This window comes from Maritalea mediterranea, from assembly GCF_021568695.1.
In the GTDB taxonomy this organism is placed as follows: domain Bacteria; phylum Pseudomonadota; class Alphaproteobacteria; order Rhizobiales; family Devosiaceae; genus Maritalea; species Maritalea mediterranea.
The window spans coordinates 344062-368489 of the sequence record NZ_JAKGTI010000002.1; the positions used below are offsets into that span (position 1 = coordinate 344062).

Here is a 24428-nt window from a genome sequence, read left to right on the forward strand (position 1 = left end):
CGTTGTGCCTGATAGGACAAGATTGATGACAAGGAAAATTTGGCCATAAGGTGAATTGACATTGTTTAGTTTTTTAAACTTAATCAGGTCAAATTGATGGCTTTTGTTTGAAGGAATAGTATAATGGATATGCTCAACGCCATGCAAACCTTCGTCGCTGTGGCTGAAAACCACGGCATCACTGCGGCAGCTGACAAGCTGGGCTGCTCGAAAGCCATTGTTTCGCGCACATTGAGCCTGTTGGAAGAACGGTTGGACGTGCGCCTGTTGAACCGCACAACGCGGCGCGTTTCTCTGACCGAGGCAGGCAATGAATATCTAGAACATTGCCGAAATATTTTGGAACAGAATGCCGAAATCGAAAGCCGATTTGCCGAGAAAAGCCTGGAGCCACAGGGAAGGCTTCGGATCGCCGTGCCGGTAACTTTTGGCTCAAGATATATCGCGCCTCTGTTGCCCGCCTTCTTAGAGCGACACAAAAAGGTGCAAGTGGATTTGCATATGTCCGACCGCTATGTCGATATTATCGAAGAGGGCATGGACATGGCGATCCGAATTGGCGCCACCGGGTCGGACTCGTTGATCGTGCGCAAATTTGCTGAAACGCATCACAAGCTGGCTGCGTCGCCAGAGCTGATTAAGCGGATGGGCGGGCAGCCCAAGGACGTGACCGAACTCAAAAACTGGCCATCAATCACTTACTCCCTGCGGCAGAACGCACCTGCTTGGCAAAATTTCCGCGTGGCACCGGATAGCATCCGCACCAGCACCAATAATGGTGACACAATCGTCACCTTGGCTGAACAGAGCGTTGGCTACTGTTATTTGCCGACCTTTATTCTGAACACGGCCTTGGAACGGGGCACATTGGTGCCAATGTTGGAAGATGAGGCGTCGGACACCACGCCACTCTACGTGCTTTATCCGCATCGACGTCGCTTGCCGCTCAAAACGCGGGTCTTTATTGACTTCATGGTGGAAAATTTCTCTGATCTCTAGTCAATGCCATCCGACACGAAAAAGGTCAGCCGTCCAGAGCTGACCTTTCTTCGCTTTATGGCTGATCAGGCCAAACCCTTATTCATAAAAGGTCGCGATCTCGTCTAACGGTTTTTTCTCTGTCGCATGACGGGGAATTTTGGCGTTTTCATCCGGATACCCCACCACCAGCAAAATATAGGGCTTGTCCGATTTCGGTCGGTCGCAAATTTCATTGAGAAAGCTCATCGGGTTGGGCGTATGCGTAAGCGTGGCCAACCCGGCTTTGTGCAGCGCCACCAGCAAAAAGCCAGTGGCGATGGAGACGGATTCCGGCACGTAATAATTTTTGTATTTATTGCCATCCGCGCCAATGCTGCGCCGTTCGCCAAAAATGGCAATCAACCACGGCGCTTTTTCCAAAAACGGTTTGGAGGCGTCAGTGCCAATCGGTTTCAGTGCCTTCAGCCATTCATCACCGGCCCGCCCTTCATAAAAGGTCTTCTCCTCAATCTCCGCCTCTTCGCGAATACGGCGCTTCATTTCCGCATTGCCAATCACGGCAAAGTGCCAAGGCTGATGATTGGCGCCATTTGGCGCGGTGCCTGCCGCCTTTAGGCAAGTTTCGATGATGTCCCGCGGCACAGGCCGATCAGAAAACTCACGCACTGTGTGGCGCGTCTTAATGTCACCATAAAAAGCCTGCGCGGCAGCGCGCATTTCAGCTTGCGACATTTCCTTGTAGTTTGGCAAATCGATGGGCTCAAACTCCTGCCCGAACTGTTGATCGACCATCTCTCCCCCAACGCTATTATTGTCCATCATTATTGTCTGACAATATCAAACGACACGACAATGTCAAGCCGCAGCAGCGACCATCATCATACTTGTAATGGACGAAAACCGATCAGCTTTGAGGCACCATCTCGCGTTTAAAATGGTTACTGGGCAAAGCCTGGACCATTTCGCCTGCATTCAAAATATGCTGACGCATCGCCGCGGCAGCTTCAAGCGCCTGTCCCGCCACCATGTGTTTTACAATGTCGCGATGGTCCTGGTTGGTGCGAAATACCGATTGTTGATCCACCAACACCCGGAATTGCAACCAGTATATGGACGTTTCGAACTGCAGAATGACATTTTTCAAATATTCATTATCCGCCAAATCCGCGAGATGATGATGAAAGGCGGTATTCAACTGCGAAAATTCGGTCAGGTCACGCTCAGCTTCTGCCGCATCCATTTTCCGCTGCAGCTCTTCAACATAAGCGGGCGCCGCATGCACGTGCGGCGTGGCGAGCTGCACCCCGAGCGCTTCCAGAGTGGCACGCAGCACATATAAATCGTTGACTTGTTTTCGGGTGAATTGGCGCACACTGACGCCACGGTGCCGTTCCGACACCAGCAAGCCAGCCGCAATCAGGCGTTGGAATCCTTCACGCACAGTGGACCGGCTGACCCCTAGATTTTGTGTGAATTCGGCCTCAACCAGACGCATGCCTGGCGCCAAACGCCCCGTGCGCACAGCATCCGTGATCATCTGCACAACAGATTCTACGCTGGATTCTGACACCAGTCCCCCCAATTGTTACGCCCCATGGACAAGCAGAGATTGAATTTGTCCATTATTCGCACGCTAAAAAGAAAGAGTCCGCTTTGCAACCGAATTGCATTGCAATTCGTCCACTTTTCCGAAGATTTTTCCGTATAAATGCGGATTATTCTCTATTATTGTCCGACAATATAGCCGAGCAAATCACAAGAACGGAGGAGATGTAAATGGCGTGGATCAAAACGATTCCATTTGAACAAGCAACGGGGCGACTAAAGCAGCTCTATCAGCGGGTCACCGGCCCAAACAATAATGTCGACAATATTATGATGATGCATTCGCTCCGCCCCCATTCCATGGAAGGGCATATGGCGATCTATAAATATGTGCTCCACCACGCCAACAACACCATTCCCAAGTGGTTTTTGGAATGCATTGGCACCTATGTCAGCTATTTGAATAAGTGTAATTACTGCTTCGAGCACCATTTCGTCGGCATGAAGCGCAATCTCAACCATGATGAACGCGCCGATGCCATTAAGGCCGCCATCTAGCGCCATGACATTTCAAGCGCCCCCCTCTCCCATCAGGAATTGGCCGCCCTCGCCTACGCACAAAAGCTCAACAACCAGCCAAGCGAAATGGTGGAAGCCGATGTCGCGGCCTTGCGTGATGCAGGCTATGACGATGGTGAAATATTAGAAATCAACCAAGTGACCGCCTATTTCGGCTATGCCAACCGCACCGTCCTCGGCCTCGGCTGCTCCACCGATGGCGATATCATCGGCCTTTCGCCCAACAATTCCGACGATCCGGATGATTGGAACCATAGTTAGGCCACAGCCGCGCCCCACGCTCATACGTCATCCTCGAGCCAGCCTCGCTTAACAATATACCGAGAATCCAAGCAACAGCTATTCTAAGCGCACAACGCCGACGACTTACCCACGGATAGTCCTTCTGGATTCCCGCCTACGCGGGAATGACGGGAGGTACACCTGGGCGAGCGAGAAGTCCCTCCCCCTTGTGGGGAGGGATTTAGGGTGGGGGTCAAAACCGCGCAATGCCACCCGGTGCCCCCGCATAAAGCTGCAATCCAGCCTCTGCCGCCTTATCCAGCGCCAACGCCGTCGGCGCAGAAATCGACAGCAGCGCCCCCACATTATGCCGCGCCGCCTTTTCGACAATTTCAAAGGAACACCGGCTGGACACCATCAAAAACCCTTGAGGAAAAGCCTCGCCAGCCAACGCCGCCCGCGCCCGTGCCCCGAGCAGCTTATCCACCGCGTTGTGGCGGCCCACATCCTCACGCACCGCGATAATGTCACCCGAGAGCGACACCCACGCGGCGCCATGCACTGAATGGGTTTGCTGATTAAGCTGTTGATGCGACGAGAAGGCGGCCATGGCCTTATCCATCGCGTCCTTGGCTGGCGTCACCGCAGCCACTTTCGGCAATTTCGCCAAAAACTGATCCGCATTGTCCAGTCCACACAGGCCGCACCCGGATGCGCCCACAAGATGCCGCCGCCGCTGGGTTAAATCCAGCCGCTCCAGCCGCTTCTCGTCAATCTCCATATGCAAATCAATGCCCAGCACATTTGGTACGGCCCGCACAGATTTGATCTCAGATGCATCGGACACGACGCGTTCACTGATGGAAAAACCATAGGCAAAGTCAGTTAAATCCTGCGGGCTGGCCAGCATCACGGCATAGTTGCGCTGGTGATAGACCAGGGCCAACGGGCACTCATTCGCCAACTGCCATTGATCGCGCGTGCCATCAATGTCGATATCGACAGCCCGCGCCACCTCTTGCTCATGGTCCGCCACTATTCAGCCGGCTCTTTCGACTCGTCCATCAATTGGCGCAAACTTGGCGTTTCCAACTCATATTGCTCTTGCCACTCGGACTTGTGGTTGGCCGGAGCCACTTCCACCGCGGTCACCTTATATTCCGGACAATTGGTGGCCCAATCGGAATTTTCCGTGGTGATCACATTCGCGCCCGTTTCCGGGTGGTGGAAGGTGGTATAAACCACCCCCGGTGCCATCCGCTCGGAAATCACAGCCCGAAGGCTGGTTTCGCCCTTGCGCGACCGCAAGGACACCCAATGGCCATCGCGAATGCCCCGCGTTTCGGCATCACTTGGATGGATTTCCAACACATCCTCGCCCCACCAATCAATATTGGAGGTCCGCCGTGTCTGCGCGCCCACATTATACTGGCTCAAAATCCGACCCGTGGTCAGGATCAGCGGGAATTTGCGGTTGGTTTTCTCGGTGGTCGGCACATATTCGGTGACCACAAAGGCCCCCTTGCCGCGCACAAAGCCATCCACATGCATGATCGGCGTACCATCCGGCGCATCATCATTGCACGGCCATTGCACCGAGCCGTCACGGTCCAACCGCTCAAAGCTCACCCCGGCAAATGTCGGCGTCAGCGCCGCAATCTCATCCATGATTTCGCTGGCATCATTATAGTTCATTTCCGCATAGCCCATTTCATTGGCGAGCCGCTGCGTCACTTCCCATTCTTCCAGCCCAGTCGCAGGCTTCATCACCGGCCGCACGCGGTTGATCCGACGTTCCGCATTAATGAACGTCCCGTCTTTTTCCAAAAAGCTGGTGCCCGGCAAGAAGACATGGGCGAACCGCGCTGTTTCATTCAAAAACAGATCCTGCACGATCAGCATATCGAGCGAGCGCAAAGCCTCTTCCACATGCTTGGTGTTGGGATCAGACTGAGCGATATCCTCGCCCTGCACATACATGCCCTTATAATGGCCTGAAATGGCTTCATCGAACATATTGGGAATGCGGAATCCCGGCACACCATCGAGCTCACGCTGCCAGGCCTGTTCAAAGCTGCCGCGCACCTCTTTATCCTCAATACTGCGATAACCAGGAAGTTCATGCGGGAATGAACCCATATCGCATGAGCCCTGCACATTGTTCTGCCCACGCAGCGGGTTCACGCCCACGCCGCGCACGCCAATATTGCCGGTGGCCATTGCCAGATTGGCCATGCCCATCACCATGGTGGAGCCTTGGCTGTGCTCGGTGACGCCCAAGCCATAATAGATAGCAGCCTTGCCGCCTGTAGCGTATAGCCGGGCCGCCTCGCGGATCGCATCCGCATCCACGCCGCATTCCGCCGCCACGCTTTCGGGCGAATTGATCTCATCGGTGATGAAATCAAACCATTCCTTATAGCTCTGCAAATCGCAGCGCTCATCGACAAAACCCTGATCCATCAAGCCTTCTGTTGCCACCACATAGGCGATCGCATTGATCAGGGCCACATTGGTGCCTGGCTTCAGCGGCAAATGGTAATCTGCCTCAATATGCGCGGACCGCACCAAATCGATCTTGCGCGGATCAGCCACGATCAGCTTCGCCCCCTGGCGCAGCCGCCGCTTCATCTGTGACGCAAAAACCGGGTGCGCATCGGTGGGGTTGGCCCCGATCACCATGATCACATCGGCTTCTTCCACTGAGTCAAAATCCTGCGTCCCGGCGGACGTGCCAAAGGTCTGCTTCAAGCCATAGCCGGTGGGCGAATGGCAGACGCGCGCGCATGTATCCACATTATTGTTGCCAAAGGCGGTGCGGATCATTTTTTGCACCACCCACACTTCTTCTGCCGTGCAGCGTGATGAGGTGATGCCGCCAATGGACTTACGCCCATATTTCTCTTGGGCTTTTTTCAGGCCGTCAGCCGCAAATTTGATTGCTTCGTCCCAGCTCACTTCGCGCCATGGATCGGTGATCTTGTCGCGGATCATGGGTTGCGTAATCCGGTCTTTATGGGTGGCATAGCCCCAGGCAAAACGGCCCTTTACGCAAGAATGGCCGTGATTGGCTTTACCATCCTTATACGGCACCATGCGGATCACCTGATCACCACGCATCTCCGCCTTAAACGAACAGCCCACGCCGCAATAGGCGCATGTCGTCAACACAGTGCGGTTCGGCACCCCATGGTCGATCACAGCCTTTTCTTCCAAGGTCGCTGTCGGACAGGCCTGCACGCAAGCGCCGCACGACACACATTCAGAGGAAAAGAAATCTTCCGTGCCCAACGCCACCTTGCTGTCAAATGCCCGACCAGAAATGGTCAGTGCCAGAGTGCCCTGCACCTCGTCGCACGCCCGCACGCAGCGCGAACACACAATGCATTTGCTCGGATCAAAGGTGAAATAGGGATTGCTCTCATCCTTGGGCGCATCAAAATGATTTGCCCCCTCATAGCCATAGCGCACATCGCGCAGGCCCACTTCGCCCGCCATATCCTGCAATTCGCAATCGCCATTGGCGGCGCAGGTCAAGCAATCGAGCGGGTGGTCGGAAATATAGAGTTCCATCACCCCGCGGCGCAGTTTCTCGAGGCGCGGCGTTTGGGTAGAAATGCTCATACCTTCAGCCACAGGCGTGGTGCAGCTGGCGGGGGTGCCTTTGCGCCCTTCAATCTCCACCAGACACAAGCGACACGAGCCAAACGAATTCATGCTGTCGGTGGCGCAAAGTTTGGGAATATCCAAGCCCACCGTCGCCGCCGCGCGCATCACGCTGGTGCCTTCAGGCACGCTCACCTCAAACCCGTCTATGGTCACCGACACTTGTTTGTCGGATTTCGATGCGGGGGTGCCAAAATCTTTTTCTTTCAGGATCGACATATCGTCCTCCTATTCCGCTGCACGGGCAGCTTGGTCTGGCTCAAAATCGTCTGGAAAGTGCTTTTTCGCGCTCATCACGGGGATCGGGGTCATCCCGCCCATGGCGCACAAAGAGCCATCCACCATCAACTCGCAAAGGTCGTCGAGCAGCACCATATTTTGCGCCCAATCCTCGCCTTTTGCAATGCGTTCCATCACTTCAGTGCCGCGCACGGCGCCCACACGGCACGGCGTGCACTTGCCGCAGCTCTCTTCCGCACAGAATTCAAAGGCATAATGCGCCTGCTCACGCAGATTGACCTGATCGTCAAAAACGACCAACCCGCCATGGCCAACGCCCGCGCCATGTTCCGCCAGCGTTTCATAATCCATTGGCAGGTCCAGCAAGTCTTCCGGCAGATATGCGCCCAACGGTCCACCAATCTGCACCGCGCGAAATGGTCGCCCGCTGCGGGTGCCGCCGCCAAAATCTTCAATCAAGGTGCGCAGCGAGAGGCCAAAGGCTTTCTCCACCAAACCGCCCTGGGCAATATTGCCCGCCAATTGAAACGCCAGTGTGCCTTTGGATTTGCCCATGCCATAATCGGCGTAATATTCACCGCCTTTGGCCAGGATGATCGGCACACTGCACAGGGAAATCACATTGTGCACAAGGGTCGGTTTGCCGAACAAGCCTTCCAGCGCCGGCAGCGGCGGCTTGGCCCGCACCTGCCCGCGCTTGCCTTCCAAGCTTTCAAGCAAAGAGGTCTCTTCACCGCAAATATATGCGCCCGCACCGACAAACACGTCGAGATCAAATGCCCGATTCGATCCCAGAACATTGTCGCCCAACAGATTGTTTTCACGGGCAATTTCGATTGCTTGATTCAATACTTTAAGAGCGACCGGATATTCGGACCGCAGATAGATATAGCCCTTGGTGGCGCCCACGCCCAACCCGGCAATCGCCATGCCTTCGATCAGGCAAAACGGGTCGCCTTCCATGATCATCCGGTCCGCAAAGGTGCCGCTATCGCCTTCATCTGCGTTGCAAACAATATATTTCTGGTCGGCTTCGGCCTCGCTCACGGTTTTGCACTTGATGCCCGCCGGAAAGCCAGCCCCGCCGCGCCCGCGCAGTCCGGATAGCATCACATCGCCGACAATTTCCTCGCGGTTCAACTCAATAGCCCGCTTCAACCCGACCAAGCCGCCATGTTCTTGATAAGCGTCTATATCCAACGGATCGATAATGCCGCAGCGCGCAAAAGTCAGCCGTTCCTGCTTTGCTAGAAATGGATGCGCATCCACCTCGCCGATGCAACTTTGGTGATCTGCTTTGGTCAAAAAACCCGCCTCAAACAGAGAAGACACATCGCCTTCATCCACATTGGCAAAGCCGATCCGCTTGCCTTCCTGCTCAACCTCAACCAGCGGCTCCAACCAGTGCATCCCGCGCGAGCCATTGCGCACCAATTGCACAGAGGCATCGCGCTTTTGCGCTTCGCTCAAAATCGCTTCGGCCACCTCGTCGGCCCCAAGGGCAATTGCGGCGCTGTCTAAAGGCACATAAATCTTGATCATGCTATGCCTCCACCCGCTCGGCGATTTTATCAGCATCGGCCTTAGCCACCAATTTGCCGTTCACTTCGGCTGCAGGCGACACCGAGCAAAGCCCGAGGCAATAAACCGGCTCAATCGTCAGCTCCCGCGCCAAATCCGTTTCACCCAGCTTCAGGGCAAAACGCTCCTCCAGCGCCGTCACAAGCTCACGCGACCCCACGGACTGGCAGCTCTCCGCCACGCAAACGCGCACATGATTGGCGCCCGCCCGTTGATCGCGGAAATCAGCATAAAAACTGATCACGCCCTTCACTTCGGCTTTGGTTTGGTTGAAAAGGTCTGCCGCCACGGGCAGCACATCCTCAGGCAAATAACCCAACTCTGCTTGCACCGCGTGCATCGCCGAAATCAGGCCGCCTGTTTCGCCCACATAGGGCGCAATAATGTCGTGCAACTTCTCTGTCATGGCGTGAGCTTCCCCCTCCCGCACGCAACCGTCAAGCGGTTGATGCGTCATACCTTTGTTCAGGGCAGCCGAAATTCTAAGCCGCATGCGCCCTAAATCATTTTAACCTTAAAATAAATGTAGGCGCAATCCAATTCTACATCGAATTTGCCATGCAACCAAATGACATTTGATTGAAAAGCAGCATCAGCCGTAGTGCACCAGCCCAAGCTTTTCTCGCTGGGCAAAGCGAATGGTCAACAACACAGCCACTACCGCAAGGCCAAGCGCCATGCCTGCCCATACGCCAATGCCGCGCCATTCAAACACGAAGCCGAGCAAATAACCCACGGGAATGCCCACAACCCAATAGCCAAACAAGGCAATAGCCATCGGCACTTTGGTATCTGAAAGGCCACGCAAGGAGGCGGCAGCCATCACCTGCCCGCCATCCACCAATTGGAAAACGCCAGCAATCATGATGTAGGTCACCGCAAAGTTGAACGCCGCAACATTCTCCGGGTCGGCCGGATTTAGGAAGAACTGGACAAAAAACCCAGGGAACAGAATGTACAACATGCAGGTGAACACCATAAAGCCAACACCCATGGCGATATTGGTCCAGCCAGCAACCATCACCCCGATGGGCGACCGACGCCCATGGCAAATGCCAACACGCACCGTTGTGGCTTGGCTAATGCCAAGTGGCACCATAAATGAAATCGCGGTGATCTGTAGCGCGATCGCATGGGCAGCCAATTCCGGCTTGCTCAGCCAGCCCATCATAAAGGCGGCCACAGAAAACATCCCGACCTCCGCCATCAACATAAAACCGATGGGGACGCCCACACGGATCACATCGAAAAAGCGTTGCCAATCCGGTTTCCAAAAACGCTGCAACAAATTGTAATCTTTAAAGCGCTTGAGCGCGAGCGCATAAAACAGCGCGAACAGGAAGGTGGCGCTGTGCACAATCACAGTTGAGATACCAGCCCCCAACAGTTCCAGCCGCGGCAGGCCAAAATTGCCGAACATCAAGCCATAATTGCCGATAATATTGAGCACGATCCCCACCAAAGTAGCGAGCAGAACAATCATGGTGATGTTGTGCGCCGCCAAGAAGGACCGCATCACCGCAAACAGCAGAAAAGGATAAAACTGAAAGGCCCCAACCCGGGCATAGGTCTCCGCCAACACGGCAATGTCTGGCTCCTGCCCCAGCAGCAAAAAGATATGATCAATTTGCAGCATAAAGGGAATGACGATTGTGCTGAACGCAATGCACACCCAAAAGCCCTGACGCACCGTACGGCGCACCGAAACCTCATCTTCCTCACCAATGGCTTTCGCCATCATGGGCGCAACAGCTGTCACCAGCCCCATGCCGAAAATCAGGAAGAAAAACATAAAAGAGTGCGCCAGCGCCCCGGCGCCCAGAAACTCAGGCCCAAGCCAGCCCATCATGATCACATCTGATGTGCTCAACCCGATCTGCGCCAATTGCGCCAACACCAACGGCCACGCCAACTTAAACGTCACCCGCGCCTCATCTAACCACATATTGCCCACGCCCTGGGCATTTTGCACTTGTGCCACAGCTAAATCCTTCGATCATATAGTTCTGGATCGCCTGAGAGGCGCAAATCGCGCGTGAGGCCAGAAATTAGTATGGCTGAAAATCTGTCAGCCGGATTCAGATTTGGCAAGATGTGATCGAAAAATTTTCATCGAAAATCAGATGGACGTGCTCGGAAAAGGAAAATGGTGGCCAAAAGGTCACCATTCGCAGGCCTAAGAGCAAAGCCTCCACAAGAATATTTTCCCTCCCCGTCACCACCGGGCTTGACCCGGTGGTCCATGCAGCAACTGAAGACTGGTTAAAAGGGTTATGGTCTTGGCCCATGTCTGCGCCAACTCGCGAACACATCGCCAACTGGCCAAGCGCAAATGGATTACCGGATCAAGTCCGGTAATGACGTGGGGGTGTAATGACAGGCAGCGTAATTCAAGCCAATCGACGCAGCAAGTGCGCGTCTGGCCCAAATCGCAACCTACATATTCGGATAATTCGGTCCCTCACCGCCCTGCGGGGTGGTCCACACAATATTGCGGGCCGGGTCTTTGATGTCGCAGGTTTTGCAGTGCACGCAGTTTTGCGCATTGATCACAAATTTCGGGCCAGACCCATCATTTTGCTCAACCACTTCATAAACCCCCGCCGGGCAATAGCGTTGCGATGGCTCATCATATTCCGGCAGTGTTTTTTCAATTGGGACAGACGGGTCTTTGAGCTTCAAATGGCACGGCTGCTCTTCCGCATGGTTGGTGAAGGAAAAGCTCACATTGGTCAGCCGGTCAAAGCTCAACTCACCATCCGGTTTCGGATAGGTGAGCTTCGGATAATCTGCCGCTTTGCCAGTCGCCTCCGCGTCAGAAACGCCATGGCTCTGCGTGCCGAACAGCGGTTTGCCGAACAAAGACGCCCACCACATATCCATGCCGGAGAGCATCACGCCAAACGGACCCTTTTTGCCCAAGGGCTTCACATTGCGCACCTTGTCGATATCTTTAAAGATTGGACCCGTCCGCACTTCGGTCTCGTAAGCGGTCAACTCGTCGCCCGCGCGTCCAGCGCTCAATGCTTCAACCGCAGCATCGGCAGCCGCGATGCCAGACAGCATCGCATTATGATTGCCTTTAAGCCGCGCAAAATTGAGCGTGCCTGCCGCACAGCCCAAAAGCGCGCCGCCGGGGAACACCATTTTCGGCAGCGATTGAATACCGCCACCAGAAATCACCCGCGCACCATAAGCAGTGCGACGCCCACCTTTCAGCAGCTCGGCCACATGTGGATGGTGCTTGAATTTTTGGAACTCGCCATACGGGAAAAGGTGCGGGTTTTTGTAATCCAGATGCACCACAAACCCGACATAAACCTGATTATCTTCCAAATGATAAATAAAGGAGCCGCCGCCCGCATCCTTGTCCAGCGGCCAGCCCATGGAGTGTTCCACATGCCCAAGCTTGTGCTTGGCCGGGTCAATCTCCCAAATCTCTTTCATGCCCAGACCATATTTCTGATGGTCGGCATCTTTCGCCAGATCAAATTTCTCAATCAATTGCTGCGACAGAGATCCGCGCGCACCTTCTGAGAAAAACACATATTTGCCGCGCAGCTCCATGCCTAACTCATAGTTTGGCCCGGGCGTGCCATCCGGGTTCAGGCCGAATTCGCCCGCCACAACGCCCGCCACTTCGCCATTCTCGCCATAAACAAGTTCGGACGCCGCAAAACCAGGAAACACTTCAACGCCAATCGCTTCAGCCTGCTCAGCCATCCACCGGCAGACATTGCCCATGGACACGATATAGCAGCCTTTGTTGCTCAAAAGTGGCGGCATAAACGCGTGCGGAATGGTCTTTTTGCCAGTCTCGGAAAACACATGAAAATGGTCCGTGCCGACCGCAGTTTTGATCGGCGCATCTTTTTCCTGCCAATCAGGGATCAATTCATTGAGGCCGGACACATCCAAAATCGCGCCAGACAGAATATGCGCGCCAACTTCGGAGCCTTTTTCCAGCACCACCACAGAAACATCGTCGCCCGCTTTTTGCTTGATGCGGATCGCTGCCGAAAGCCCTGCAGGCCCCGCGCCAATAATCACCACATCATATTCCATCGCTTCGCGTTCGATTTCTGCCATGCTGTTCCCCTGAAACCTTATGCCTTTAGGTTGTGCGCAACGCGCATTATTTAAACCCTAAAGCAAGTCATACCGCAAACAAATCGGGCTGCCAATTGACCCTTTTGCATAAACAAATGCGCAATTGGCATCAGCAGCCCTATTTTTGCTAAACTTTAGCGGCGGTGATCATGATCTCTACATCAAAATCAGGCGTCGCCAACTTGCTTTCGCCGCACGCGCGCGCGGGTGGGTTGGCTGGATCGATCCATTCATCCCAAACCGCATTCATTTCATTGAAATGCTTCATGTCTGAAAGCCAGATTTCAGCCTTCAGGACATTTGATTTAGACGTGCCGGATTCAGCCAACAAACGGTCGATCTTGTCCAAAATGCTTTTGGTTTGCTCTTCGATGCTCGCAGCAGGCGTGCCCACTTGGCCTGCCAAATAGACCATATTTTCAAAGATAACAGCTTGGCTCATGCGTGAACCGGGTTCGATGCGTTTAATGCTCATTTTTTCTTCCTCTTAGTGTTCAAATCGCGCAGGCGAAAGGCTGTCCACCAGCCATTGCTCTGCAAATGTAGGTAATTCCACTTCCATCAATTGGCAGGCTGCCAATTCTGACAGGGCCGCGGAGGTCTGAATGCCATATCCACCTTGCCCCGCAAGCCAGAAAAAGCCTTTTTGGTCCGCTGAATAGCCAGAAATTGGGGTGCCATCTGGCGGAAACACCCGCAGCCCGGCCCAGCTATGCTCCAGCCGGGTCACTTCAAAATTCATCATCTCTTCAAAGCGAAAAAGCCCTTCGGCCAATACCATATCGTCAACAAAGGCATCATGCGGCTCGACCAGATCTTCATCGGCGGGCGACACCAAAAACTGCCCCGCATCGGGCTTCATATACCAAGTCTCCCCGGCATCAACCAGCATTGGCCAATGCATGGATTGCTCCGGCTGTGGCGAGGGCAAAACACCAATAGACCGGCGCTTTGGTTGCAAGCCCACCGGACGCACACCACACCGTTCAGCCACCACATCGCCCCACGCACCAGCAGCATTGACAATTTTGTCCGCTTCAACTGGCCCGGAATTTGTCTCCAAAACCCAATGGCCCGATGCATTGCTGCCGGAAAGCACTTCGCTGTCCGTGCGCACTTCGCCACCATTTTGCTTGATCTGCTTCAGCCAGCCTTGATGCAGGCCCGCCACGTCCAGATCTTTTGCATTGGGTTCGTGCGCCGCGGCCACAAGCCGCTCTTTGTTCAACAGCGGCATCATTTCAATCGCTTGCTCCACGCTGATAGGGATCAACCCCTCGCCTGCCGCCAGCAACTCGTCCAAATGCGGTTTGTGCGCTTCATTGGCCACAAACAAAATGCCCCGATCACCCAAAACGGAATAATCGAAAATATCTTTCGGCGGATTTTGGAAATATTGGAATGACGCGCGGCTGAGCGCCCGAATGGTATCATTGCCATAATTTTGCACGAAAATCGCAGCGGATCGGCCTGTGCTGTGCACGCCGGGTCGGTCCTCTGATTCGAGCAGAACAATTTTCAGCCCACGCTGCGCCAGTTGCGCACCTATGCCTGCCGCCGCAATCCCTGCGCCGACAATGGCCACATCATACTTCTCTGCCAATTTTAAAACTGTCCCTTGATTGGAAGTGTCATCCCACCGACGCGCAAAGCATGGCATTTCTCACGGCATATTTCCACCATGAATTCCGCCCTTATCAGCGCCAATTAGCGCCCCACCGCGTAGCCTTGCATTTGCCTCGGATTGGCCGCCGCCCGCAAAAAGCCATCGCTGGTCTGCGCTGCGGTCATCCGGCCAATGGCCCACTCGCTATCGGCCACCACATTGTGGCCCTTTGCCCGCAGGGCCTCAATAGTTTGCTGGCCAAAACGCGTTTCCACCTCCAAGTGCCCAGCATCGATCTCACGCGGATAGAAGCTCGAGGTGATATGATTGGTGAAAAAGCCCGGTGAATCGATATTTTCCTGCAAATTCAGGCTGAAATGCACATGGCGCAAGAAGAAATGCAGCGACCATTGGTCCTGCTGATCCCCGCCCGGGGTGCCGAAGATCAACTCCGGCTGACCATCCTTAAGGGCCATATTGACTGAAAGCGTAGTCCGCGGCCGCCGCTTCGGCGCCAAGGCACTCGGCGATTTTTCATCCAGCCAATACATTTGCGCCCGGTTGGTCAGGCAAAAGCCCAAGCCCTCCACAACGGGCGAACTTTGCAGCCAGCCCCCGCTTGGCGTGGCGGTCACCATATTGCCCCAACGATCGATAATATCCAGATGGCAGGTATCGCCCTTCACGCTGCCATTCTCACCCAGTTCCTGATGGTCAAATTTGGCCACTGTCGGTTCGCCCATACTGGTATTATTGCGGCCCTCTTCGGTCTGCCCCTTAGGGCGATCGATGGCGAACGGCGTGTCATCGCCGATCTGCCCCGCCATCAATTGCAGGGAGGCCATATCGCCAATCAATTGCCGCCGCGCATCATTATAATCATCGCTCAGCAACACATCCATCGGCACATCCACAAAGTCCGGATCGCCATAATAGGCTTCACGGTCGGCAAAGGCCAATTTGCTGGCCTCAGTCACCAGATGAACAAATTGCGGGTCGCGTTCGTCCAGCGCATCCAGATCAAAGCCCTTGAGCAGCGCCAATTGCTGCAACAAGGTGGGCCCCTGCGTCCACGGCCCGGCCTTCAGCACCTCATTTCCACCATACTCATAGCTGAGCGGCGCTTCATAGCTGGCCTGCCAATTGGCCATATCATCCGCTGTCAACACGCCCTTGTGTGCGCGGCCAGATGTGTCCATCAATTCATTATTAGCAAAGAAATCGCCAATGGCCTCCGCGACAAAACCGCGATACCACGCGTCCCGCGCCTTATCCACTTGCGACTCACGCCCGCTCACCACTTTCGATTCCTCAATAATCCGTCGATAAGTTGCCGCCAATTGCGGGTTGGTGAATTTGCCGTTCAAGCTGGGCACGTTGCCGTTTGGCAAATAGATCGCACCGGAGCTCTTCCAATGATCAGTGAACAAATCTTTCACCTTGCCAATCGTACCCACAATATTGGGCACCAGCGGAATGCCCGCCTCTGCATAATGAATGGCATAGCTCAAAACATCCTCGACGCTCATGGTGCCATAATCGCGCAGCACCATCATCCAGGCGTCAAACGCGCCCGGCACCACCGCGGACAACAGCCCCGAGCCCGGCATAATATCAAAGCCTTCATTGCGGTAATGGGCGATGGTCGCCCCTTCCGGCGCAACACCCTGCCCGCACACCACTTGTGGCGCTTCGCCGGCCTTGGCGATAATCATCGGCACCTCGCCGCCCGGCCCGTTCAAATGTGGCTCCACCACTTGCAACACAAACCCGGTAGCCACCGCCGCATCAAACGCGTTGCCGCCCCGTTCCAGCACCGCCATGCCAACAGCACTGGCAATCCAATGCGTGCTGGCCACAACGCCAAAATCACCACGAATTTCTGGTCGGGTTGTAAAGTGTTGCATGGGCTAGCCTCCTGTCGCCGCGTGATCGCGTTAGGATCGTCGATTGGTTGCACCAATATTCACGCCAATTGCAGCAAGGTCAACACAGTATAGGTGCGAAATTGGCAATATTGTTGTGCCGAAATACGACCCGATTGTGAATTAAACACATGCAATGATTGCATTTCCCCCCATTTGCGCTAAGAATCATAAAAACCAATCGAAAGCGGGGAAAAATTTGGCACCTTCACCAAAGCCCGACATGCAGGACACCGCCCAAAAGCCAGCGCCTGAGCGCGCATATGAGGCGGTGATCGCAAAAATTCGCGTCATGATCGAAGAAAAAAATCTCGGCCCGGGAGACACATTGCCCCCTGAGCGGCAGTTGGCCGAAATCTTCAATGTGTCGCGACATTCGTTGCGCGAGGCCATCCGTGTGCTGCAGGAAAAAGGCGTGCTGGCTGCTCGCCAAGGCAGCGGCAATTATATCCAGTCCGCCACCCGCGGCGATTTGATGCGCACCTTGGCTGTCACCACCAACACAGGGTCTCGCCGCGCCCTTGAAATTTTCCAACTGCGCGAAATTCTAGAGCCCCAACTGGCAGCCCTCGCCGCCGAAATGGGTGAACCCCGCCACATCGAAATGCTGGAAGCACTGCTGGAAAAACAGGGCCAGACCACGGACGGGATTGAACTTCGAAAAATCGATCACGAATTCCACGAAACCCTCGCCGCCGCCACCGGCAATGCCACCCTTTACGAACTGGCCAAAAACATCAACCGCTCGCTTCTGCCCCCCAAAACCAAAATCTACGACAACCGCGAACGCCAAGTGATTTCACTTGAAGGCCACCGCAAGATTTTGGACGCCATCAAAAACAAAGATGTCGAAGGCGCAAAAGCCGAAATGCGCGCCCATATCGCACGGGTAAAATCGACGGTTTTTTAGGATGCCCCTACCGCCACCTCTTGGCCGTCCCGGACCTGATCCGGGACCAAAACTGATCCCGGCTCAAGGCCGGGAATGCGCAGGAGAATATCGCAACGCCCGAGCAAACAGGCTCGTGATTTGCCACCACCTTCACAAGCCCCATCCACGTCATTGCAAGACTTGATCTTGCAATCCATTTGAGGACAACGGTGCGGCACCTAATGGATTAATTCGGGAAAACGTTCATCAAATAGCTTCTACCCTGCGCCTCAGCCAACGTGAAATGGACCCCAAGATCAAGTCTTGGGGTGACCGCGGGGGATGTGATGGGCCGCAGCAAACCACCTCCCCGTCATTCCCGCGAAGGCGGGAATCCAGGCCGGATTGTCCACTGGCAATTCATCAGCATTGTGCATCTTGAGTAGCCCCTGCCTGGTTCCCCGGGTCAAGCTCGAGGATGAAGCTGTGTGCGACGATAAAGCTAGCGCAAACAGCTGCTTACCTCCCCTTGATGGCCAGCCTTCCGGCGCGAGCACAAAAGAGAGACTAAGGGTGGGGTGCCATCAGGGGCAAAAACCTACCCCAAATAACCCTTATAATCACTCACCAGCAAATGCGTCGGTGCTTCATCTTCTTCGATCTCGGCAAATCGTCCAATCGGCTCACGGAAAATATTGTCGGTTTCATCATCATTGACGGTAGAAACCTCACCAATCAGCACATCGCCCCCCTCGCCCCAAAAGGCGTGCCAATCGCCCGGCATCAGGGTCACGCTTTCTCCCGGCGCAAATTTCAGCTTCTCGCCCGGCGCAAAAGGCCGTTCAATGCCGTCACACAGCACCATGCCACCGCGGTCTTCGGCAAAATTTCCGTCATCGTCGGAGCCGAAAAGCTCGATCACCATGGTCGCGCCGCCGCGATTGATGATGTCTTCGGCTTTGATCACATGGGTATGCATGGGCGACAGCTGATCCTGTCGAGAAATCAGTAGCTTTTCCGCATAACACATGCCACCGCCGCGCTGCAGGTCCGCCAAGCGGCCATTGCGCAGGGTAAACAAAAACAGGCCCATTTCATCAAACCGACCCGCGCCATAGTCAGTAATATCCCAACCACACCGCGCATCAATCAAGGCCCGCGCTTTGTCGGCATTGGCCTTAAACTCTTCCGGCGTCCAATAGGCAAAGGGCGGCAGCACAAAACCAAAAGACTGGATCATCTCATCGGCTTCAGCCATAATTTCATTAATTCGGGAACGTTTCATTTAAAACTCTTTGGGACAGACAGGGACAATCGTGAGGCTCTAGTGTTAAAGCCTCACCTTGATTTATCAAGCCCCGAAAGCGCCTAAATGACCTCTCGCAAATGCCGGACCGGACGCCCCTGCACAATATTTTGCGCCACGCTCACAATCGCATCGGCATTGATGCCATAATGAGCGTAAAGATCCGCAATGGTGCCCGTTTGGCCAAAGTGCTCCACGCCAAGCGGCACGGTGCGGTGGCCAGCGACAGCGCCCAGCCAGCCCAAAGTGGCCGGATGCCCGTCTGTCACCGTGATGATCGTGCAATGCGGCGGCAACTGCGCCAGCAGCCGATCAATATGCGACTGCGCATTGGCCTGCCCGCGCCGCCGCGCCCGTTGTGCTGCGGTCCATCCTGCGTTCAGCCGGTCGGCTGAAGTGCAGGCTAAAACGCCGATGTCGCGCCGATCTTCGCCAATGCGTCCGGCAGCCTCGATCACCTCCGGCGCCACCACACCTTGATAGGCAATTACAATTTCTGCATTCGGCCCCGGCTCACGCATCCAATAAGCGCCGTCGATCACGCCCTGCTTGAACCCCTCATCCTTGCGCCATTGCGGCTGCTCAATTGGGTTGGTCGACAGGCGCAGATAAACCGAGCCGCCGGTTTCATCGCGCAGCCAAGTCCGCTCGTCCGGGTCGCCCTCGCCATTGCGCTGCATATAGTCAAAGGCCCAATGCATAATGGCCGACAATTCATCCACATAGGCAGGCTCAAACGCCGCCAGTCCATCTTGGCTCATGCCGATCAATTGCGTGCCGATGGATTGGTGCGCGCCGCCTTCCGGGGCCAACGTCACGCCCGAGGGCGTGCCCACAATCATAAAGCGACTATCCTGATAACAGGCATAATTGAGCGCATCCAAGCCCCGTGCCACAAAGGGATCATAAACCGCGCCAATGGGCAGCAACCGCTCACCAAACACAGAGTGAGACAGCCCCGCCGCGCCCAACAGCAAGAACAAATTCATCTCGGCAATGCCCAGCTCAATATGCTGACCATCAGGCGAAAACGCCCATTTCTGCGCTGACGGAATCCGCTGATCCTTAAACTCATCATTGAGTTCATTGCGCGCAAACAGGCCCTTACGGTTCACCCAACCGCTCAAATTCGTCGTCACCGTCACATCAGGCGACGTGGTCACAATCCGCTCCGACAAAGTCGGGTTATTCTTGGCAATTTCATCCAAAATCTTGCCAAACCCGGCTTGGCTGGCAATCTCCCGATCATTCAATTCAACGGGTGCGCCCACCTCAACGGATGGTGCGGAGAAGCGGCGCGTGCCCTTGGCGAAGAACGGCACCTGATCCAAGAATTTCTGTGTCGCAGCCGCGTCTTTCACAAGTGAGAATTTTTCCCACTCGTCGCCATCAGCCACCCCCATCTGGCGCTTAAATTCATCCATTTGAGTTGTGGTCATCAACCCACCATGATTGTCCTTATGCCCCGCCAGCGGCGTGCTCCAGCCCTTAATGGTGTAGGAGATAAACACCGTGGGCCGATCATGATCGATGCTCTCAAAAGCTTCCACCAAGCTTTCCACGCACTGGCCACCGAGATTGTTCATCAACTCGGCCAATTCGTCATCGGAATAGCTTTCAATCAGCTTGGTCACATCGCCCTGATCGCCAATCTCATCGAGCAAACGTGCACGCCACGCTTTACCGCCCTGATAGGTCAGTGCCGAATAAAGCTGGTTCGGGCAATTATCGATCCACTCTTTCAGCTTGTCGCCGCCGGATCGTTCAAATGCCGCGCGTTGCTTCACGCCATATTTCAGGCGCACAACCTCCCAGCCGAACGCTTCAAAAATCGGTTCCAGCCGCCTCCACAAGCCTTCGCGGATTACGCCATCTAGGCTCTGGCGGTTATAATCAATGATCCACCACACATTGCGCAGATCATGCTTCCAGCCTTCTTGAAGGCATTCGAAAATATTGCCTTCATCCATTTCAGCATCGCCCACAAGTGCCACCATTTTGCCCATTGGCTTTTCGGCGGCCCAGCTCTTGTGCTGAATATAATCCTGGATCATGGAGGCGAAGGCCGTGATGCCGACACCCAGTCCAACGGACCCAGTGGAGAAATCCACATCATCAATATCCTTGGTGCGGCTGGGGTAAGATTGCACCCCGCCAAAGCCGCGGAAGTTCTTCATCCGGTCCAGCTCTTGATTGCCCATCAAATATTGGATCGCATGGAAAATGGGTGAGGCGTGCGGCTTCACCGCCACCCGATCTTCGGGCTTGAGCACACTAAAATAGAGCGCGGTCATGATCGACACGATCGAGGCAGAAGACGCCTGATGCCCGCCGATCTTGATCTGCTGGTCACCTTTCGGGCGGATATGGTTGGCATGATGTACCATCCAGCACGCCAGCCACAAAATCTGCCCTTCCAGCTCTTTCAGCTGCCCTATTTTCTTGCTCATCGCCCCACTCCCTTTGATCTAGCTTACGCAACCTGCGCTTTTGCTGCTGGCAAAGCCTGCTCCAAATCGGCCCAGATGTCCTCAACCTCTTCAAGGCCAACTGACAACCGCACCAAGCCTTCGGAAATGCCATGTTCGCCCCGCTCTTCCGGCGTGTAAGTCGAATGGGTCATAGACGCCGGGTGCTGGATCAATGTTTCCGCATCCCCAAGGCTCACCGCCCGTTGGATCATATCCAAACGGTTCATGGTGGAAATGCCTGCATGCATGCCGCCAATCAGTTCAAACGCAATCATACCACCAAAGTCAGTCATTTGTTTTTTCGCCAGCTCATGCTGCTCAAAGCTCGGCAAGCCGGGGAAATAGACTTTGGAAATCATCGGATGCTGTTCCAAACGCTGGGCGATTTCCATCGCGCTCGCACAATGGCGGTCCATGCGCAATTGCAAGGTTTTCAACCCGCGCATAATCAGCATGGCGTTGAACGGTGCCATCACCGCGCCCGTCATATCTTTCATGCCCACCAGACGAATCTGATCGATATCTTCTTTGCGGCCCGCAATCAGCCCGGCGATCACATCGCCATGGCCGCCCAAATATTTTGTGGCCGAGTGCAGCACCAAATCCGCACCATGTTCAATCGGGCGGGTCAGGTAAGGCGTTGCATAAGTGTTGTCGACGATCACCTTGGCATCAAACTCATGGGCAATGGCACTCACCGCTTCAATATCCACCAGGCGCATATTCGGGTTGGCCGGGGTTTCAAAGTAAACCACTTTGGTGTTGCCGCTGATCGCTTTGGCCACATTTTGCGGGTCCGTCATATCCACATGGGTGATGTCCACGCCAAACTTTTGCAGCCCGTGGCGCATATAAGCAAAGGTGCAACCATAAAGCGTCGTGTCTACAATGATCTCGTCGCCCGGCGCCACAAAGGTCCAAAGCGCTGAAGTGATGGACCCCATGCCAGACGCATTGGCCAGCGCCGCTTCCGCACCTTCCAACACCGCCATGCGCTGTTCCAACAAATCATTGGTGGGGTTGGAGATGCGCGAATAAACATGCCCCTCACGATCACCAGCAAAAATTTCCCCGCCATGCTCCGCTGTTGGAAAAGCGAAGGTCGAGGTCAAGTGCAGAGGAGGTGTCAGCGCACCGCCCTCGTCTTGCGGGTCATAGGCATGGTGAATGGCTTTGGTAGCAAAACCTTGGTTTTTATTATTGTGGGTCATGTCGCGCACCTCCAATTTCTGTGGCAGACCGAACGGTCCTCTCTTACCCAAAAGAATAAAAGAAATGCCGCGCAATGTTCTGGCGAACTTCACCCTCAAATGATATATTTCGGCAATATTCTGCCAACAAATAGCGATCTAATGGACAAAATAGATCAAAAAATCATCCGCGAGCTGCAACGCGATGGCCGCCTGACCAATCAGGAACTGGCCGAACGGGTCAACCTTTCCCCCTCGCCCTGTCTGCGTCGCCTGCGTAATCTAGAACAACAAGGCATTATCCGCGGCTACAGCGCCATCGTCGATCAAAAACGCTATGGGCTCCCCGTCACCGTGTTTGTCCGCATCAAACTGCAGCACCACACCGAGCAAGCCGTCGGCGAATTTGAAACCGCCATCAAAAATATCGATGAAATTCTGGAAGCCCATCTAATGACCGGCGATTGGGATTATCTTTTGCGCGTGATCGTCGCCAGCCTAGAAGACTACGAACGCTTCACCCGCCAATCCATCCATCGCATTCCCGGCGTGGCTGGCATTGAAACCAGCTTTGCTTACGGCGAAGTAAAACGCACCAATCTGTTTCCAGCGATATAGTGCGTCAAGATAGCTATCGACCGTGTTGCAACTTCAATAGCCTGAGATGGATCTTGGACAAAGACTTAAACATCGCCGCATAGATAGGCTCGCGGGTGGGCGTGCAGCAGGTGGCATAGAGTACACCCAGTTTCCCGCCAACGGCTTCGAGTTGGTCAATAAAGGCGGCAGCATCATCGGGCGCCATACTGTCCAGCGCTAATTGATCCTGGCCAAGGCGCTCAACTTCCGCGATTAAGCCCGTCATCTTTTCGCCGCGTTTATTCAGGCAGCATGTTTTCTGCAGCTCGACCAGTTCAGCCTTGCACACCGCAATCTGCGCCTCAATCAACTGTTTCTGCTTGTCCGCACCGCCCATTTGGCGCCCCCCCCCTTGTGTTAATGCAATGGCAAATTGATGCAGCTTGCAGTAACGGTAAGGTCAAGCAGAAGAATGCAAAAAATTACGCTTGACCTTCCAGCGAAGGGAAGCGCTATCGATGCCAAAAACGAAAGGATATTTGAATGACAAAATTTAATGTACCCGACATGACATGCGGCCATTGCGAGGCAGCAGTTTTAAAAGCAATCAAGGACGTGGACAGCAGTGCTGACATCAAAGTGGATTTGAGCGAACACAAAATCGACGTCACCTCAAAGGCGGACAATGATGACATCCTCGCCGCACTGAACGCGGCTGGCTATCCATCAAGCCTGGCTTCTTGACCGACAAGCTAATCGAAGGCCCATTGCGGGGCAGACCATGATCCATGCCAGATGATCTGGACCGTCTGCCCCCACCTCGCTATGCTTTGGCCTCCATCGCAGTGAGTCCATTTTCGCTATGACGTTAAAAACTGATCGCCGCATCCCCAAACAGGCCCGCAGCCGCCAGAAGGTGGACATGATTTTGCGCACCGCCCGCCAATTGATCGGTGCACATGGCAATGATGCGGTGAGCATGCGCGAGATTGCGGCAAAGGCCGAAATGCCGATCAGCACCATCTATCAATATTTTCCCGACAAAAGCGCCCTGCTGCACCTGATCATGCAGCATTACCTTGATCTGACCCGCGACCAGTTGCGCGCCCACTTTGACGCGGTGAGCAGCACAGAACAATTTCTGACCCAGATCGATCCGGCCATTGATGATTTTTTTGACCTGTTTCAACAAGACCCTGCGCTGGCGGTGCTGTGGGGGGCCATGCAGGCAGATCCAAAACTCTGCAGCCTTGAGGCGGAAACCAGCCAATCAAATGCCGTCTATCTCAGCAACAAGCTGACAGATTTGGCGCCGCATATTGAAGCTGATGCCGCCAAACTGGCCCTATGGCACATGCTGCACAGCGTCAGCACCAGCGCGCAATTGGCTTTGTACATGAGTAAAAAAGACCGCGACCGCCTTGCTGACGAGTTGAAACTCACCCTGCGCCTGCGGCTGAAGGCATTGCTGGCCGACTAAGCCCGGCGGGATCCTCCCCATCATAGACTGATTCCCATCTTGCAAAATACGATCATTGATCATATATAAAACTGAA

22 protein-coding genes are annotated in these 24428 nt (G+C 54.6%); 7 read left to right on the plus strand and 15 right to left on the minus strand.

Features of this window, described 5'->3' with window-relative positions; genetic code table 11:
- The first annotated feature begins 123 nt into the window (after positions 1-123).
- Positions 124-999, plus strand: a complete 876-nt coding sequence (locus tag L1I42_RS10685) for a LysR family transcriptional regulator (protein WP_236114514.1) — start codon at positions 124-126, stop codon at positions 997-999.
- Positions 1000-1077: 78 nt separating this feature from the next.
- On the opposite strand, the gene L1I42_RS10690 is transcribed toward L1I42_RS10685, so the two are convergent.
- Positions 1078-1773, minus strand: coding sequence for a nitroreductase family protein (locus L1I42_RS10690; protein WP_236114515.1), 696 nt, complete (start codon positions 1771-1773; stop codon positions 1078-1080).
- Positions 1774-1885: 112 nt separating this feature from the next.
- On the minus strand, positions 1886-2551 hold the full coding sequence (locus tag L1I42_RS10695; RefSeq protein WP_236114516.1) for a GntR family transcriptional regulator: 666 nt from the start codon (positions 2549-2551) through the stop codon (positions 1886-1888).
- Positions 2552-2757: 206 nt separating this feature from the next.
- On the opposite strand from L1I42_RS10695, the gene L1I42_RS10700 reads away from it, so the two are divergent.
- Both L1I42_RS10700 and L1I42_RS10705 read left to right on the plus strand, forming a co-directional pair.
- Entirely contained in the window at positions 2758-3084 is a 327-nt protein-coding gene (locus L1I42_RS10700; protein ID WP_236114517.1) for a carboxymuconolactone decarboxylase family protein, read from the plus strand.
- Positions 3085-3123: 39 nt separating this feature from the next.
- A complete protein-coding gene (locus L1I42_RS10705) occupies positions 3124-3366 on the plus strand; it encodes a carboxymuconolactone decarboxylase family protein (protein ID WP_236114518.1) in 243 nt (80 codons plus the stop codon).
- A 214-nt stretch (positions 3367-3580) separates the two neighbouring features.
- On the opposite strand, the gene fdhD is transcribed toward L1I42_RS10705, so the two are convergent.
- From fdhD to L1I42_RS10750, 9 genes are all read right to left on the minus strand, one after another.
- Positions 3581-4363 carry a formate dehydrogenase accessory sulfurtransferase FdhD gene (gene fdhD, locus L1I42_RS10710; protein ID WP_236114519.1) on the minus strand — a complete coding sequence of 261 codons (783 nt, stop codon included), beginning with the start codon at positions 4361-4363 and terminating at the stop codon, positions 3581-3583.
- Positions 4363-7212: a formate dehydrogenase subunit alpha gene (gene fdhF / locus L1I42_RS10715; protein WP_236114520.1), complete on the minus strand. Its 2850-nt coding sequence runs from the start codon at positions 7210-7212 to the stop codon at positions 4363-4365. Before fdhF ends, fdhD begins: the two co-directional genes overlap by 1 nt.
- 9 nt (positions 7213-7221) lie before the next feature.
- Positions 7222-8775, minus strand: a complete 1554-nt coding sequence (locus L1I42_RS10720; RefSeq protein ID WP_236114521.1) for a formate dehydrogenase beta subunit — start codon at positions 8773-8775, stop codon at positions 7222-7224.
- Position 8776: 1 nt separating this feature from the next.
- Positions 8777-9220 carry an NADH-quinone oxidoreductase subunit NuoE family protein gene (locus L1I42_RS10725; RefSeq protein ID WP_236114522.1) on the minus strand — a complete coding sequence of 148 codons (444 nt, stop codon included), beginning with the start codon at positions 9218-9220 and terminating at the stop codon, positions 8777-8779.
- Between the two features lie 186 nt (positions 9221-9406).
- Entirely contained in the window at positions 9407-10795 is a 1389-nt protein-coding gene (locus tag L1I42_RS10730) for an MATE family efflux transporter (RefSeq protein ID WP_236114523.1), read from the minus strand.
- Between the two features lie 455 nt (positions 10796-11250).
- A complete protein-coding gene (locus tag L1I42_RS10735) occupies positions 11251-12903 on the minus strand; it encodes an electron transfer flavoprotein-ubiquinone oxidoreductase (RefSeq protein ID WP_236114524.1) in 1653 nt (550 codons plus the stop codon).
- 148 nt (positions 12904-13051) lie between these two features.
- A complete protein-coding gene (locus tag L1I42_RS10740; protein WP_236114525.1) occupies positions 13052-13399 on the minus strand; it encodes a RidA family protein in 348 nt (115 codons plus the stop codon).
- Positions 13400-13411: 12 nt separating this feature from the next.
- Positions 13412-14527, minus strand: a complete 1116-nt coding sequence (locus tag L1I42_RS10745; RefSeq protein WP_236114526.1) for an NAD(P)/FAD-dependent oxidoreductase — start codon at positions 14525-14527, stop codon at positions 13412-13414.
- 104 nt (positions 14528-14631) lie between these two features.
- Positions 14632-16437 (minus strand): gamma-glutamyltransferase family protein, encoded by a 1806-nt coding sequence (locus tag L1I42_RS10750; protein WP_236114527.1) that lies wholly within the window; start codon positions 16435-16437, stop codon positions 14632-14634.
- 217 nt (positions 16438-16654) lie between these two features.
- Between L1I42_RS10750 and L1I42_RS10755 the strand changes: the two genes are divergently transcribed.
- Positions 16655-17365: a FadR/GntR family transcriptional regulator gene (locus L1I42_RS10755; protein ID WP_236114528.1), complete on the plus strand. Its 711-nt coding sequence runs from the start codon at positions 16655-16657 to the stop codon at positions 17363-17365.
- 559 nt (positions 17366-17924) lie between these two features.
- Here the strand turns inward: L1I42_RS10755 and L1I42_RS10760 are convergent.
- The 3 genes from L1I42_RS10760 to L1I42_RS10770 all read right to left on the minus strand — a co-directional run bounded on the left by L1I42_RS10760 (position 17925) and on the right by L1I42_RS10770 (position 22314).
- Positions 17925-18611 (minus strand): D-lyxose/D-mannose family sugar isomerase, encoded by a 687-nt coding sequence (locus tag L1I42_RS10760; protein ID WP_236114529.1) that lies wholly within the window; start codon positions 18609-18611, stop codon positions 17925-17927.
- Between the two features lie 83 nt (positions 18612-18694).
- Positions 18695-21082 carry a thiamine pyrophosphate-binding protein gene (locus tag L1I42_RS10765; protein ID WP_236114530.1) on the minus strand — a complete coding sequence of 796 codons (2388 nt, stop codon included), beginning with the start codon at positions 21080-21082 and terminating at the stop codon, positions 18695-18697.
- A 23-nt stretch (positions 21083-21105) separates the two neighbouring features.
- Positions 21106-22314, minus strand: a complete 1209-nt coding sequence (locus L1I42_RS10770; protein ID WP_236114531.1) for a methionine gamma-lyase — start codon at positions 22312-22314, stop codon at positions 21106-21108.
- On the opposite strand from L1I42_RS10770, the gene L1I42_RS10775 reads away from it, so the two are divergent.
- Positions 22264-22911 (plus strand): Lrp/AsnC family transcriptional regulator, encoded by a 648-nt coding sequence (locus tag L1I42_RS10775; protein WP_369413096.1) that lies wholly within the window; start codon positions 22264-22266, stop codon positions 22909-22911. The two genes, L1I42_RS10770 and L1I42_RS10775, sit on opposite strands and share 51 nt — an antisense overlap.
- A 13-nt stretch (positions 22912-22924) precedes the next feature.
- Here the strand turns inward: L1I42_RS10775 and L1I42_RS10780 are convergent, their stop codons facing one another.
- Positions 22925-23269: a hypothetical protein gene (locus tag L1I42_RS10780; RefSeq protein ID WP_236114532.1), complete on the minus strand. Its 345-nt coding sequence runs from the start codon at positions 23267-23269 to the stop codon at positions 22925-22927.
- 146 nt (positions 23270-23415) lie between these two features.
- Between L1I42_RS10780 and L1I42_RS10785 the strand changes: the two genes are divergently transcribed.
- Complete coding sequence (locus L1I42_RS10785) at positions 23416-23616, plus strand: heavy-metal-associated domain-containing protein (RefSeq protein WP_236114533.1); 201 nt, start codon at positions 23416-23418, stop codon at positions 23614-23616.
- A 118-nt stretch (positions 23617-23734) separates the two neighbouring features.
- Positions 23735-24352, plus strand: a complete 618-nt coding sequence (locus tag L1I42_RS10790) for a TetR/AcrR family transcriptional regulator (protein WP_236114534.1) — start codon at positions 23735-23737, stop codon at positions 24350-24352.
- The last annotated feature ends 76 nt before the right edge of the window (positions 24353-24428 follow it).